General features: G+C 67.5%; 13 protein-coding genes. 3 read left to right on the top strand and 10 right to left on the bottom strand.

The genetic code is table 11. From position 1 onward, the window contains the following. Window positions 1-31: 31 nt before the first annotated feature. From MRS60_RS21020 to MRS60_RS20995, 6 genes are all read right to left on the bottom strand, one after another. A complete protein-coding gene (locus MRS60_RS21020) occupies window positions 32-1486 on the bottom strand; it encodes a DHA2 family efflux MFS transporter permease subunit (protein ID WP_243566595.1) in 1455 nt (484 codons plus the stop codon). After that, complete coding sequence (locus tag MRS60_RS21015; RefSeq protein WP_243566594.1) at window positions 1483-2046, bottom strand: isochorismatase family protein; 564 nt, start codon at window positions 2044-2046, stop codon at window positions 1483-1485. Before MRS60_RS21015 ends, MRS60_RS21020 begins: the two co-directional genes overlap by 4 nt. 67 nt (window positions 2047-2113) lie before the next feature. Next, window positions 2114-2557, bottom strand: coding sequence for a MarR family winged helix-turn-helix transcriptional regulator (locus tag MRS60_RS21010; protein WP_034180940.1), 444 nt, complete (start codon window positions 2555-2557; stop codon window positions 2114-2116). Between the two features lie 85 nt (window positions 2558-2642). Further along, window positions 2643-2879, bottom strand: coding sequence for a DUF7661 family protein (locus tag MRS60_RS21005; RefSeq protein WP_034180261.1), 237 nt, complete (start codon window positions 2877-2879; stop codon window positions 2643-2645). Window positions 2880-2923: 44 nt separating this feature from the next. Further along, on the bottom strand, window positions 2924-4006 hold the full coding sequence (locus MRS60_RS21000; RefSeq protein ID WP_243566593.1) for a serine hydrolase: 1083 nt from the start codon (window positions 4004-4006) through the stop codon (window positions 2924-2926). A gap of 231 nt (window positions 4007-4237) precedes the next feature. Further along, window positions 4238-4516 (bottom strand): hypothetical protein, encoded by a 279-nt coding sequence (locus MRS60_RS20995; RefSeq protein ID WP_243566592.1) that lies wholly within the window; start codon window positions 4514-4516, stop codon window positions 4238-4240. A 51-nt stretch (window positions 4517-4567) separates the two neighbouring features. Between MRS60_RS20995 and MRS60_RS20990 the strand changes: the two genes are divergently transcribed. Both MRS60_RS20990 and MRS60_RS20985 read left to right on the top strand, forming a co-directional pair. Next, window positions 4568-5443: a LysR family transcriptional regulator gene (locus MRS60_RS20990; protein WP_034180258.1), complete on the top strand. Its 876-nt coding sequence runs from the start codon at window positions 4568-4570 to the stop codon at window positions 5441-5443. Window positions 5444-5520: 77 nt separating this feature from the next. Beyond that, window positions 5521-5805: a hypothetical protein gene (locus tag MRS60_RS20985; protein WP_034180939.1), complete on the top strand. Its 285-nt coding sequence runs from the start codon at window positions 5521-5523 to the stop codon at window positions 5803-5805. Window positions 5806-5871: 66 nt separating this feature from the next. Here the strand turns inward: MRS60_RS20985 and MRS60_RS20980 are convergent, their stop codons facing one another. The 4 genes from MRS60_RS20980 to MRS60_RS20965 all read right to left on the bottom strand — a co-directional run bounded on the left by MRS60_RS20980 (window position 5872) and on the right by MRS60_RS20965 (window position 11810). Beyond that, window positions 5872-6615: a transporter gene (locus MRS60_RS20980; protein WP_131949533.1), complete on the bottom strand. Its 744-nt coding sequence runs from the start codon at window positions 6613-6615 to the stop codon at window positions 5872-5874. Window positions 6616-6691: 76 nt separating this feature from the next. Continuing rightward, entirely contained in the window at window positions 6692-9454 is a 2763-nt protein-coding gene (gene mgtA / locus MRS60_RS20975) for a magnesium-translocating P-type ATPase (protein ID WP_243566591.1), read from the bottom strand. A 46-nt stretch (window positions 9455-9500) separates the two neighbouring features. After that, complete coding sequence (locus tag MRS60_RS20970) at window positions 9501-9659, bottom strand: hypothetical protein (protein WP_243566590.1); 159 nt, start codon at window positions 9657-9659, stop codon at window positions 9501-9503. Between the two features lie 498 nt (window positions 9660-10157). After that, complete coding sequence (locus MRS60_RS20965; protein ID WP_279388974.1) at window positions 10158-11810, bottom strand: S8 family peptidase; 1653 nt, start codon at window positions 11808-11810, stop codon at window positions 10158-10160. Between the two features lie 424 nt (window positions 11811-12234). Between MRS60_RS20965 and MRS60_RS20960 the strand changes: the two genes are divergently transcribed. After that, a complete protein-coding gene (locus MRS60_RS20960; RefSeq protein WP_243566589.1) occupies window positions 12235-13131 on the top strand; it encodes a glutamate/aspartate ABC transporter substrate-binding protein in 897 nt (298 codons plus the stop codon). Window positions 13132-13405 lie beyond the last annotated feature (274 nt).

Raw genomic sequence — 13405 nt, 5'->3', positions numbered from 1 at the left:
AGCCGCGCGCGTCGTGCGGCGCCCCTCGCGCTCAGCGCGAACCGAAGCGCGCGGCGCCGGCCGATCGCCCGCCCGTACCGGCCGACCACAACGGCAGCCGCAGCGTCGTGACGAAGCTCGCCGCGTGCAGCACGCAAAGCAGGCCGAACGCCCACGCGTAAGCGGCGGCTTGCGTGCCGCCGCCCGCCGACGATTCGGCCTGTAGCCGCCATGCGAGGAACAGCGTGCATATCGTCGTGAACGTCGGGCCGCCGAGGCGCTGCACGATATTGAGCGACGTCGTCGCCATCGGCAGGTTGCGGCGCTCGACCGACGCATACGCGGCGGAGATCGACGGCGCACCGATCGCGCTCTGGCCCATGCCGCGCAGAAACAGCGCCGGCACGAGCACGTACGGATCGTAGCCGGTCAGCGCGAGGGACACGAACGGCAGCGTTGCGACGAAGGCGAGCAACGCACCGGCGGCGGCCAGCCGGCGCACGCCGAACCGGCTCGTCAACGCGCCCATCGACGGATAGGTGACGAGCATGCCGAGCCCGAGCGGCGCGAGCAGCCAGCCCATCTCGCCCGGCGAGCGCCCGCACGCCTGGATCAGGAACACGGGAATCAGCATCTGGCCCGCGTACATCGCGCCGTTCGACAGGAACTGCGTGCCGGCCGCCGCGCCGAATACGCGGGAGCGAAACAGCGCGAGATCGATCAGTGCGTGTTCGCCCTTGCGTTGCTCGAAGCGCACGAACGCGACGAGCAGCAGCGCAGAGCATGCGATCGCGGCGATGCCGAGCGCCGTGCCGATCCGCTCGGCGCCATACAGGAACAGCACGAGTCCCGGCGACAGCAAGGCGAGGCCGATCCAGTCGAGTTTGCGCGGTTGCGCGTCGTCCCGGTCGCCCGGCAGGAACCGCGCGGCCAGCGCGAGCGCCAGCACACCGACGGGCAGGTTCACGAGAAACAGCCAGCGCCACGACGCGTACTGCAGGATCGCGCCGGCGACCACGGGGCCGAGGATCGGCGCGAGCAGCACGGGCACCGCCGCGTAGCCGATCACGCGGGCCATCTGCTGGCCGGCGACGCGCGCGATCATCATCTGCGCCATCGGCGCGAGCAGCCCGCCGCTGACGCCTTGCAGCACGCGGAACGCGATCAATGACGGCGCGGACCACGCGAGCCCGCACAGCGCCGACGTGAGCGTGAACGCGGAGAAGCACCACAGGTACAGCGCCTTCGCGCCGATGCGGTCGACGAGCCAGCCGTTCAGCGGCAGCACCAGCGTCAGCGCGAGCAGGTAGCCGCTCGTCACCCACTGGATCGTCGACAGGCCCGCATGCAGGTCGGTCGCGAGGCTCGACAGCGATACGTTGACGATCGTCGCGTCGAGCTGCGACAGCAGCGAGCCGAGCGTCGCGACCGCGCTGACCTTCCAGATCGACGGAGCGAGCCGGCCGGCCGCGCGGCCCGGCGCCGGCTGTGCGCGTCGGTCGCTCACGCGCCGCGCCGGTCGAGCAGCGCGACGATGTCCTGCGTCGAGCCCGTTTCGCCGAGGCGCGGGAACAGACATTCGATACTGTTCGCGTGCGCGTCCGCGTTGAGGTCGGTCATCGCGTCGACGGCGAGCGTCACGTTGTAGCCGAGTTCGTGGGCCTGCCGCGCGGTCGATTCGACGCCGATGCTCGTCGCGACGCCGGTCAGCACGATCTGCGTGACGCCGGCCGCCTTCAGGTGCGCGTCGAGATCGGTGCCGGTAAACGCGCCCCAGGTTTTTTTCGTCACGACATGGTCGCCCGGTTGCCGGTTCAGTTCGGGCACGAGTTCGGTCCAGTCGGTGGGCAGCGCGTCCAGGCGCACCTGCTGCTGCGTGCGGCCCGGTGCGACGCCGGCGACGTTGACGAGCACGACCGGCAGGCCGCGGCTGCGGAATGCGTCGAGCAGTTCGCGGGCATGCGCGACCACCGGCGCGACCGGGTGTGCGGTGGGGAGGGCGACGATGCCTTTCTGCAGGTCGATGACGACGAGTGCCGTGTTCGTGTCGAGACGGGTTGCGCTCATGATGGGGCTCCGTGGAATGGACGAAGGAAGGCGGGCGCGCGAATGCCGCGTGGCGCGCAGGCCGGGGTCATTGCTCGCCGATGCGACGGATCAGCGGGATCGCGGCGGCGAGCGTGTCGATGTCTTCTGGATCGAGCCTTTCGATCGCCGCGCCAAGCCACTTGTGCTTCGCGGCATTGCGCTTGCGGCGTGCGGCGAGGCCGGCGGCGGTCAGCATGAACAGGATCTGGCGGCCGTCGGTCGGATGCGGTTCGCGTTCGACGAGACCGTCTTCCTCGAGGCTCGCGAGGATCGCCTTCATCGACTGCGGTTTCATCGCCTCGGCGCGCGCGAGATCGGCGGTCGTCATCGGCCCGTGCCGTTCGAGCCGCGCGAGCGCACTCGTCTGGGACATGCCGAGCCCTTCGGATTCGATCTCGGAGCGGAGCCGGCGGATCAACTGGCCGACCGCGAGGGTCAGGTCGGCGGCGACGAGGTCGGCGGAAACGCCGGGTTTGCGTGGCGGGTTCATGCGGCGGATCTTAGAACACGACAGTTAAACTTGCAAGTTTAACTGTCTAATTGATCGGCAGGCCGCGTCACCGCCAGGCGAGCGGTTACGTGCGGCGCGGCAGGGCGACCGGCACGACTTCGCTGTATTTAGGTGTGGCGTCCTCGTGCAGCAGGTCGCCGAGATATTGCGCGAGTTCGTCCGCGGCGAGCGCGGATGGAATCTGCAGGTTGGCCGGGCGCCGCTTGCCTTCGGCGCCGAGATCGAACACGGCCCAGTGGCCGTTCGTACGCACGACGGCGAGCAGCCGTCCGAATGCGCTGAAGCGGTATTCGTCCTGCATGGCATCGCTCCCGTAGGGTGAACGCGCCGGCCGCCTGTGCGCGCTTACTGGATCGAGCAGGTCAGCCAGCGATGGATTTTGAGTGCGTCGCTCGATACGCCGGCGCGGGTCGGCGCGCCGAGCAGCACGACCGTTTCGCGGCGGCCCTTCACGCGCATGCCCATCACGACGCCGTGCCCCGATTCGTTGATGAAGCCCGTCTTCTGCAGCCGGATCGGCAGGCGGCGATAGCGGACGAGCGGGTCGGAATTCACGTACAGCAGCTCGCCGTCGCCGGGGCGCACGGTGGTCGACGTATCCGTCGAGAAATAGCGGATCAGCGGATCCTGCGCCGCCGCGCCGACGAGCTTCGCGAGATCCTCGGCGGTCGACACGTTGTGCGGCGACAGGCCGGTCGGCTCCCTGAAGTGCGTGTGGCGCATGCCGAGCCGGCGCGCTTCTCGGTTCATCGCCTTGACGAACGCGGCGCGCCCGCCCGGATAGTCGCGGCTCAGCGCGGCGGCCGCGCGGTTTTCCGACGACATCAGCGCGATATGGAACATGTCGCGGCGCGACAGCTCCGAGCCGACCTGCAATCGGGAACCGGTGAACTTGATCGTGTCGCGATCGTGCGCGGTGACGCGCAGCACGCCGTTCAGCGGACGATCCGCGTCGCGTGCGACGACGGCCGTCATCAGCTTCGAGATCGACGCTATCGGCCGCACGGTGCGCGCGTTGCGGGCCAGCAGCGGTGTGCCGGAGTCGACGTCGAGCACATAGGCCGCGCGTGAATGCAACGATCTGACCGCGCGCGGGGTATAGCCGCAGCTTGCCATCAGGCGCGGTTTGGCGGCGGCCGGGCGCGGGCGTACGGCGGTCGTGCGCTTCGCACGGCGATGCTGCGGGGCGGGCGCCGCATGACGCTTGACCGCACGATGCTTCGCGTGCGGGCGGCGATGCTTGACGGCTTTGACCTTGCGGTGGGCGGGCTTCTTCTTGACGGCTTTCGCATGCGCATGGACATGTGCGGTGCGATGCGGCTGCGCGCGCTGCGCGGACGCGTTCGCGGCGAACGCGAGCAGCAGGAACGAGAGGGCGAGGATCAGGGTGGTCCGGGCGCGACGCAGGCGCGCGATGAGGCCGGTCAAGCGAAAGTCTCCTTTTCACGCGCGATGCGGCTGCGCGGAATGCATGGGCGGTCAGCGGGTGCGGGAAATTATACGGTCGATCGCGTGGCGATGACGATTGGATCGCGCGCAATGGCGCGTGATGCAGGCAGATTCGGGTCGTTCTTTTGCTGTCGATCAACGGCACGCATGCCGTGAAAAATCGTAAAGGCGTGCCGTTCCGGGCCGGCACACCGCAGGATGCGGCGCAGTTCAGCGCGGCCAGTTCCGCCGCGACACGACCGCAAAACTGATCGCGATCGAACCCGTCGCGGCGCGTGGCGGCGCGTCTTCGATCGCATCGCCGAAGCGAAAACGGCGGCTGCGTCCGTCGCTGCGTTCGGCACGACGCTTCGGTGCGCGCGTATCGACGGCGGCGGTGCGTTCGTTTGCAGCCGCGCCATCGCAGGATGGGACCGCCACGCATTCGGACACGGGATCTAGTGACATGACAGTAAATTCCGGGAAGGGCATGCCCGTATTGAACGTCATCGCATTCGATCAGTAAAATGAATATTTCGATCGTTACGATTCCCTTCAAGAATGGAACTGAAACTGCTGCGAACGTTTCTGACGGTCACCGAGCTGTGCCATTTCAGCCGCGCGGCCGATGCGCTGCACATGAGCCAGCCGGCACTGAGCAAGCAGATCGGCGCGCTCGAGGCGAGCCTCGGCGGCAAGCTGTTCGAGCGCGGGCGGCACGGCGCGGAGCTGACACCGTTCGGCGAACGCTTCCTGCCCGATGCGCAGGCGCTCGTGCGCGATGCCGACGAGATCCTCGCGCGTGCGCGGGAGGCGACCAGCGGGCAGCGCGGGCATCTGCGGCTCGGCATCTGCCTGTCCGTGCTGACGCTCGTGCCGAAGCTGGTCGCGGAATTTCGTCGCCGCAATCCGGGCATCGCCGTCACGCTGAGCGACCTGTCGTCGTCCGAGCAGACGCGCCGGCTGCGTGCGGGCAAGCTCGATGCCGGGTTCCTGCGCCTGCCGTCCGACGACGGGCTGTCGTCGTTCAAGGTGATCGACGAAGGGCTCGCGCTCGCGGTGCCGCCGCATCTCGGCTTCAAGCGCGTGCCGGCCGACCTCGACGTGCTCAACGAGATCGGCTTCATCGCGCTGCAGCGGGCGCGCGGCCCGGGGCTTGCCGCGCAGATCGACCGATGGTGCGTCGAGCGCCGCTTCGTGCCGCACGTGACGCAGCAGGCCGAAGATGTGCAATCGGTGCTGACCTCGGTCGCGGCCGGCGTTGGCGTCGCGTTCATCCCGTCGCGCGCGCAGTACCTGCTGCGCGACGCGACGGTGCTGCCGCTCGACGGCAGGGACGCGAAGTGGCGCGTGGGGCTCGCGTGGCTGTCGGGCCGCGACGATCCCGTCACGACGCATTTCGTGTCGTTCATGCGCGCCGCGATCAAGGGTGCGTGACGCGGCGTATAGTGCTCGCGATTGCATCCTCCTCCTGAATGAATGCCGGTCCGGCACCGGCTCACGAACCCGAACCGATGACTTCAGAATCCGACGAATCCCCGCTCGATCCCGCACTCGTTGCGACACTCGCGACGCTGAACGAGGCCGCGAACGATCCGGCGGGCAAGACGTGGTCGCTGCCGAAGATCGCGAAACGCGCGCAACTGCCGATGAGCACGTTGCGCCGCGTGCTGACGCAGCTCGATGCCGCGGGCCTGAGCGCGACGACGCTGAACGAGGACGGTACCGGCAGCGCCACGCTGACCGACGAAGGGCGCGCGATGTGCGCGCAACTGTTCGGCGCGAACGACGCCGGATAAAGGAACGGGCCGCTGATGCGGCCCGTCGTGTTGCAGCCCGACGCATTCACCGCGCCAGCCTGTGTATCACCACCGCGCCGTCACGCCGCCCATCACCGAATGACGGTAGGTCTGGTCGTTCAGCCCGTGCCGGTAGCCGACGTCGAGATCGAGCCAGCGCGTCGGCGAATAGATCGCGCCCGCGAGCACGAACGCCGGATTCGCGCCGGCGGTGCTTTCGGTGTTGCGCGACATGCCGACGTCGACCGCGAGCTGCAGCCGGTCGGTCGCCTTGTAGAGCGCCGCGCCCGACACGGCCCAGATCGACGTCAGGTCGCCCTGACGATTCGGCTGGTACGCGAGGCCCGCATTCGCGAGCAGCGAGAAGCGCGCGACGTCGGCCTGCGCGAGCAGCGTCGCGCCGGTGCCGACGCGGCCCGTGCCGAGCCCGCGACCGTCGTTGCCGGTCGGCATCGTCACCTTCGGTTTCAGCGCGAGCGACAGCGGCCCGCGTTCGACGAAGCGCCATTTCATGCCGATCTCGACATCGCCGATGCCCGCGCCGTTTTCGTCGGTGCGCGTTTGCAGATGCGTATAAGGCGCGTTGACGTAGAGGTCGACGTGTTCGCCGAACCCGCGCGTGAGCGTCGCGTTCCATAGCTGGTGGCGGCCGCTGTCTTCCTGTTTCGAGGTTTCCTCGGCGTTGAACTCGAACTGCCAGTTCGCATTGCCCTGCGTGCCCGTATCGTCGCTGACGAGCGGATGGGCCGGATAGGCGTCGAGCGGTGCGAGGAGGGCGCTCGCGGCTGCGAGCGGAAGGATTCTTTTCATTGCATCACCCGTATTGCATCGTGAGCGGCCGGCCCGCGCGCGTTGCGCGGGCCGGCACGTCGTTATCCGAACGGAATCAGAACCACTGCTTGTAGCGGCGCACGTAGATCGTCTTGACGATCTGCGCGAGCAGGATGTAGCCGACCATCGTCGCGGCGAGCCACAGCCAGAAGGTGCCCGGCAGGTGCATGAAGCCGAGCGCATCCGCGAACGGCGAGAACGGCAGCCAGCAGCCGATCGCGATCGCGGTGAACGTCGACAGCAGCACCGGCAGCGCGGCCGTGCTTTGCAGGAACGGGATCTTCTGCGTGCGCAGCAGGTGCACGACGAGCGTCTGCGATACGAGGCTCTCGATGAACCAGCCCGAGTTCATCACGATCTGGCCGCTCGTGCCGCCGTTCAGGTGATACATCGCGCCCGCGCCGAACACGGTCCACATCAGCACGTAGGTCGTGATGTCGAACACGGACGACGTCGGCCCGACCCACAGCATGAAGCGGCTGATGTTGCCGGCTTCCCACTTGCGCGGCTTCTTCAGGAACTCGGGATCCATCTTGTCCCACGGCAGCAGCATCTGCGACGTGTCGTAGACCAGGTTCAGCACGAGCAGCTGCGTCGCGAGCATCGGCTCCCACGGCAGGAACGCGCTGGCGACGAGCACCGAGAACACGTTGCCGAAGTTCGAGCTCGCGGTCATGTTCAGGTACTTCAGGATGTTGCCGAACGTCTCGCGGCCCTTGATCACGCCTTCCTCGAGCACCATCAGGCTCTTTTCGAGCAGGATGATGTCTGCGGTTTCCTTCGCGATGTCGGCGCCGCTGTCGACCGAGATGCCGACGTCGGCGTCGCGCAGCGCGGGCGCATCGTTGATGCCGTCGCCGAGGAAGCCGACAGTGTGCCCGTTCGCCTGCAGCGCCTTGACGATGCGCGCCTTCTGCAGCGGCGTCAGCTTTGCGAACACGGTCGTGCGTTCGACCACCTGCGCGAGCGTTGCGTCGTCGAGCGCCTCGATTTCCGCGCCGAGGATCGGCTTGCCGGGTTCGAGGCCGACCTGGCGGCACACCTTCATCGTGACGGTCGGGTTGTCGCCCGTCAGCACCTTCACCGCGACGCCGTTCTCGCGCAGCGCGGCGAGTGCCGGCGCGGCCGACTCCTTCGGCGGATCGAGGAAGGTGAGGAAGCCGCGCACGACGAGGTCGCGTTCGTCGGCGGTGCGGTACTGCTCGCGTTCGTCGCCGCACGGGATCATGCGCGTTGCGAGCACGAGCACGCGGAAGCCGTCCTCGTTGTATGCGTTGGCCTGTTCGAGCAGCCGCTTGCGCGCGACGAAGTCGAGCGGGCGCACGCCGTCTTCGTCCTGCACATGCGTGGAGACGGCCAGCATTTCCTCGACCGCGCCCTTGCAGACCAGCAGGTGCGTGCCGCGCGTATCCTCGACGACCACCGACAGGCGGCGCCGCACGAAGTCGAACGGCAGCTCGTCGATCTTCTTGTAGCCCTGCGGCTTCGCGCGATCGCCGATCTCGTCGGCGCGTGCAACGACCGCGATGTCGATCAGGTTCTTCTGGCCGCTCTGGTGGAAGCTGTTCAGCCAGCCGAGTCGCAGGATTTCCTCGTTTTTATGACCGGACAGGTCGAGGTGGTGTTCGAGGATGATCTTGTCCTGCGTGAGCGTGCCGGTCTTGTCGGTGCACAGCACGTCCATCGCGCCGAAGTTCTGCACCGAGTTCAACCGCTTGACGACGACCTTGCGGCGCGCCATCGCGATCGCGCCGCGCGCGAGGTTCGCGCTGACGATCATCGGCAGCATCTCGGGCGTGAGACCCACGGCCACCGCGAGCGCGAACGTGAGTGCGCTCAGCCAGTCGCCCTTGGTCAGGCCGTTGATCATGAACACGATCGGCACCATCACGAACATGAACTTGATCAGCAGCCAGCTCACGCTCGAGACGCCGCGGTCGAAGCTCGTCTCGATGCGCTTGTGGCTCACGACGTTGCGTGCGAGCGAACCGAAGTACGTGTCTTCGCCGGTCGCGACGACGACGGCCGTCGCCGTGCCGCTGACGACGTTGGTGCCCATGAAGCAGACATTCTCGAGATCGAGCAGCGGCGTCGATGCATCGTTCGCCGCGCCGGCCGTGCCGGTGCTCGCCGATTTGCCGGCGACCGCGCCGAGCGTGTCGTATTTCTCGACGGGCAGCGCTTCGCCGGTGAGCACGGCCTGGCTGATGAACAGGTCGCGCGACGCGAGCAGGCGCACGTCCGCGGGGATCATGTCGCCGGCCGACAGGTGCACGATGTCGCCCGGCACGACCTCGCGCATCGGCACCTCGCGGCGCGCCGGCTCGGCGATATCGGTGATCGCGCGCTGCACGGTGGCCGTCGTGCGGACCATCGCCTTGAGCTTCTCGGCCGCGCGCAGCGAACGGAATTCCTGCACGAAACGCAGCAGCGCGCTGATCGTGACCATCGTCAGCAGGATCGTCATGCCGACGTAGTCGCGATCGCCGGGCGCCGCGAACCAGACGTCGGTGAAGAAGCTGATGGCGGCCAGCACCAGCAGCACGTAGACGAACGGGTTGTGGAATGACATCAGCAACTGGCGGGACCAGTGCGGCGGCTTGTCGTGCGCGATTTCGTTCGGGCCGTGGTGCTGCAGGCGGTCGGCGGCCTGGTCGTAGGTGAGGCCGCGCGTGCTGGTGCGCAGCGACTTCAGCGTGTCTTCGAGCGGGCGGGCCGCTTCCTGCGCGGCGCGCATGATGCGCGGTTCGTTCTGCTGACCGGGGCCGGTCTTGATGAAGCCGCGCTGTTTTTTCTGAGAATGATTTCGTTGTGTCATGGTCGCTCCTGGCGCGCGAGGCGGCGGACGGGGAGCGGCCGTGACGTTATCGACGCACGAGCGCTCCCCGCCGCGTCGCGTCAAACGCGATCGGCTGTGGATCGGTAAAGGCTGGAACGCTCGCCGGCGCGCGGAGTGCGGTCGGAGTGTCGATGCGCAGCGTCGCACCGGCGAGCGGTAATCGACTACTGTCGTCTGAGTTCATCTGCACTCCTGTCGGTTGCGAGTAATCGGCACGGGCGATCGGCAGCCGCGCACGCACGAAGGCGCGCGGCCGGACGGCACGCGAACGGAAAACGCACGCGGCTGGCGCCGCGCGCAACACGAACGCACACGCGCGACGGCGCGTCGCGTGCATTCGACAACATCGAAAAATTCGGCGGGGAATCTGGCCTGTCAGGCCGGAAGGACGCCGCATCCTGCTTCCCGGGATGCGGCAGAAGACGAGGCTCTGCGCGTTTTCCTCAGGCAGCAGTCAAGTTGGTCGAGCACCAACTACAACTCGCATCGGTGTTCACAGAACACTCCATGTAATTAGACGGGGGCGATGGTAAAGGCTCGTCGTGCGAAGCGTCAACCTTTTTGTCAGGTGTTATTTTGAGAAACGGAACCAGGGCGATGAGCGATCGCCGGCCGCCTGAAAAAACAAACCGCGCGCACGCCATGTCGGCATGCGCGCGGCTGCGTCGAAGCAGGATGCCGCTTACCGGTTGGCTGCCGCGACGGCGGTCCCTGCGTCGAGAATGCCCGAGCCCGCCGGCATCGCGGTGCACGACGTGCCGGCCGCCAGCTTCGCCACGCGCGTGCCGCCTTGCAGTTTCTGCTGGATCTGCGCGGGCGTGAGGTTGCCGTTCACCGCGAGCATCAGCGCGGCGACACCCGTCACCTGCGGCGTCGCGAGGCTGGTGCCGCTCGCCGGGCCGTAGGTGTCGCCGCCCGGCGTCGTCGTGCCGCTGTTGGCCGTCGACAGGATGTTGACGCCCGGCGCGCTCAGTGTGATGTTGGCGCCGAAGTTGCTGAACGATGCGCGGCGGCCGGTCGCGTCGGTCGCACCGACGCTGATCACGCCGCGGCAGTTCGCAGGCTGGTCGAGCCCGGTCGACAGGCCGTCGTTGCCGGCGGCGACGACGACAGTCACGCCCTTCGCGTTCACGTCGTCGATCGCCTGCTGGAACGTCGTGCTGCATGCGCCGACGCCGCCGAGGCTCAGGTTGATGATTTTCGCGGGCGTCGGGTTCGTCGGTACGCCGGTGACGGGAATGCCGGCCGCCCAGCGCATCGCGTCGGCGATGTCGCTCGTCACGCCGCCGCACTTGCCGAGCACGCGGACCGGCAGGATCCGGCCGAGCCATGACACGCCGGCGATGCCGATGCCGTTGTTGGCGGTCGCGCCGATCACGCCCATCACGCGCGTGCCGTGCCAGCTGCTGGCGCTCGGTTCGCTCGCGCAGTGGTAGTACGGGCCGCTCGTGTTGTCGAGTTCCTGCTGCGTGACCCAGTCGCCCGGGTCGGTCGCGTCGGGGCCGCGCGACAGGCCGTTGTTGCTGGTGTTGACGTTGGTGATGAAGCTGTAGCCGGGCAACAGGTTGCCGACGAGGTCGGGGTGCGGCCGATAGCCGGTGTCGAGCACGGCCGTGACGACGGTCGGCGAACCCTTGGTCGTGTTCCATGCGGGCGGCAGGTCGACGCCGGCGGTCGGGTCGGACAGATACCACTGCTGGCTGTAGCTGGGGTCGCTCGGCGTGTCGCGGACCTTCATCGGGTGATCCGGTTCCGCGTAGTCGACGTCGGCGTCGGCGGCGAATGTCTGCGCGAGCGCCGTCGCGTCGGCGGCTGCGACACGCTGACCGAGCGACAGCACGGCCGCGCCGTTCGAGATCGTCCGCTCGACCTGCACGTTCAGCGGCGTCTGCGTCGTCGAGGCCGCATACGCACGTGCGGCGCCGGTCGCCGTCGGCGCCGTCCAGCGCGTCATCGAACGCTGGATCACCGCATCGAGCCGCGTGCCGTCGTCGATGGCCGCCATCGCACGCGTGGCCGTCAGCGTTTTCAGCTTGACGATCAGGTGGTCGACCGGCGGCTCGTCGGGCGTGGTCTGGGCGGCCATCTGCACGGCCGCCTGCTGGGACGTGCAGGCGTTGCTGCCGGACGTGGTGGGCGGGGTCGTTGGGGCGGGCGCGGGGGCGGGCGTCGGGGCGGGGGCCGGTGCTGCGTTGGTCGGCGACGGGTTGCTGCCGTCGCCGCCTCCGCCGCCGCAGCCGGCGAGGGGCAGGAGGGCGGCGGCAGACAACATGCCGGCGAGCATGCGCGCATGAGCGGAACTGGCCAGCGCGAAATTGAAACGTTTGGCTTTCATGTTGAAAGTCGATCCTCGTATAGAACCGTCGTGCCGGCGGTGTGCCCGGTCCGGCAAAACCGGACCTTGTCGTTTTTTGTCTGGTGGTCGCGGCGGGGTTGCTGCGACGCGCCATGCACTGGGTAACGGCCGCTGTGGCGGCTTCTTGAGTATGTTTTGTGTGAAAAAAGAGCAAGACGCAAACGATTACGTTGCGGCATTGCAGCACGAACACGCGTTTGGAACGGGTGGCACAGAAGGTGGGGTCGAGCCCGCAAGCGGCCGGTCGGGCGAAACGCGCAGGCGCGGGCGTTTTTGCGCGCCACGGCAAACGGCAGCCCGCGGCGTAGCCCTAGCGGAGGGCGCCTGACGCTTTCCCTGATACGGTGCGAATTTTGTCGGGCGTACGATCGCGATTCGATCAACGTTTCGTCAGGAGAAAAGCATGGATCGCCGCTTCCGTTGGCTGGCTGTCGCGCTGTCCTGTGCGCTGGCGGGCGCCGCGCATGCGCAGGCTCTCACCGGTACGCTGAAGAAGATCAAGGACACGGGCGTCGTGTCGCTGGGCATTCGCGAATCGTCGGTGCCGTTCTCGTATTCGGACAACCAGCAGAAGAACATCGGCTACTCGCGGGACATCGCGTCGCGCATCATCGACCAGTTGAAGACGGAACTGAACCTGCCGAACCTCACGGTGAAGGAGATTCCGATCACGTCGCAGAACCGGATTCCGCTGCTGCAGAACGGGACGATCGATTTCGAATGCGGATCGACGACGAACACGCTCGAGCGGCAGAAACAGGCTGCGTTCTCGAACAGCATCTTTCTGTACGGCATCCGCTTCAGCACGCGCAAGGATTCGGGCGTGAAGGATTTCTCGGACCTGGCCGGCAAGACGGTCGCGACGACAGCCGGCACGTCGGACGAGCGCCTGCTGCGCAAGCTCAACGAAGAGAAAGGGATGAACATGACGATCATCAGCGCGAAGGATCACGCCGAAGCGTTCATGAACGTCACGACCGGGCGCGCGGTGGCGTTCGTGATGGACGAGCCGCTGCTATACGGCGAGATCGCGAAGGACCGCAACCCGGGCGCGTACGCGGTGACGGGCACGCCGCTCGTCCACGAAAACTACGCATGCATGATGCGCAGGGACGATCCGCCGTTCAAGCATGTGGTCGATGGCGTGATCGCGAAGATGCAGACGTCGGGCGCGGCCGAGAAGCTCTACAACCAGTGGTTCACGCAGCCGATTCCGCCGAAGGGCGTGAGCCTCAACTATCCGCTGTCGGCGGAGATGAAGCAGTTGTTCAGGAATCCGACTGACCAGGCGCAGTATTGATCCGAATGCGGTGCCGCAATGAAAACCCGCCGGCGCTGCCGGCGGAGTTGACGGCAGGGGCGAGCGGGGCGCGACATACGTGCGGCGTTGATTGACGCCCCGCGTGCGGCGGTGCGTCGCCGCGGTAGCGGAACATGCCCGCGGCCGGGCCGCCCCAATGACGGGAGCGGGCCCGGCTAGCGCATTTCCCCGCGTGCTGCAATCGGCTTTCAACCTCGCCCGCGCCAGGGGAATACGGTCGCTCGACGCAACAACGGGCACAATACGCAATTCG

This window comes from Burkholderia pyrrocinia (assembly GCF_022809715.1).
In the GTDB taxonomy this organism is placed as follows: domain Bacteria; phylum Pseudomonadota; class Gammaproteobacteria; order Burkholderiales; family Burkholderiaceae; genus Burkholderia; species Burkholderia pyrrocinia_C.
Note: the sequence above shows the minus strand (reverse complement) of the source record. Positions and strands in the feature narration are given on the sequence as shown.

Excerpts from the sequence above, each read along its gene's own strand:
- MRS60_RS21015 (WP_243566594.1), bottom strand. The coding sequence starts at position 2,046 with ATGAGCGCAACCCGTCTCGACACGAACACGGCACTCGTCGTCATCGAC.
- MRS60_RS21010 (WP_034180940.1), bottom strand. The coding sequence starts at position 2,557 with ATGAACCCGCCACGCAAACCCGGCGTTTCCGCCGACCTCGTCGCCGCC.
- MRS60_RS21005 (WP_034180261.1), bottom strand. The coding sequence starts at position 2,879 with ATGCAGGACGAATACCGCTTCAGCGCATTCGGACGGCTGCTCGCCGTC.
- MRS60_RS20995 (WP_243566592.1), bottom strand. The coding sequence starts at position 4,516 with ATGACGTTCAATACGGGCATGCCCTTCCCGGAATTTACTGTCATGTCA.
- MRS60_RS20990 (WP_034180258.1), top strand. The coding sequence starts at position 4,568 with ATGGAACTGAAACTGCTGCGAACGTTTCTGACGGTCACCGAGCTGTGC.
- MRS60_RS20985 (WP_034180939.1), top strand. The coding sequence starts at position 5,521 with ATGACTTCAGAATCCGACGAATCCCCGCTCGATCCCGCACTCGTTGCG.
- MRS60_RS20980 (WP_131949533.1), bottom strand. The coding sequence starts at position 6,615 with ATGAAAAGAATCCTTCCGCTCGCAGCCGCGAGCGCCCTCCTCGCACCG.
- mgtA (WP_243566591.1), bottom strand. The coding sequence starts at position 9,454 with ATGACACAACGAAATCATTCTCAGAAAAAACAGCGCGGCTTCATCAAG.
- MRS60_RS20970 (WP_243566590.1), bottom strand. The coding sequence starts at position 9,659 with ATGAACTCAGACGACAGTAGTCGATTACCGCTCGCCGGTGCGACGCTG.
- MRS60_RS20965 (WP_279388974.1), bottom strand. The coding sequence starts at position 11,810 with ATGAAAGCCAAACGTTTCAATTTCGCGCTGGCCAGTTCCGCTCATGCG.
- MRS60_RS20960 (WP_243566589.1), top strand. The coding sequence starts at position 12,235 with ATGGATCGCCGCTTCCGTTGGCTGGCTGTCGCGCTGTCCTGTGCGCTG.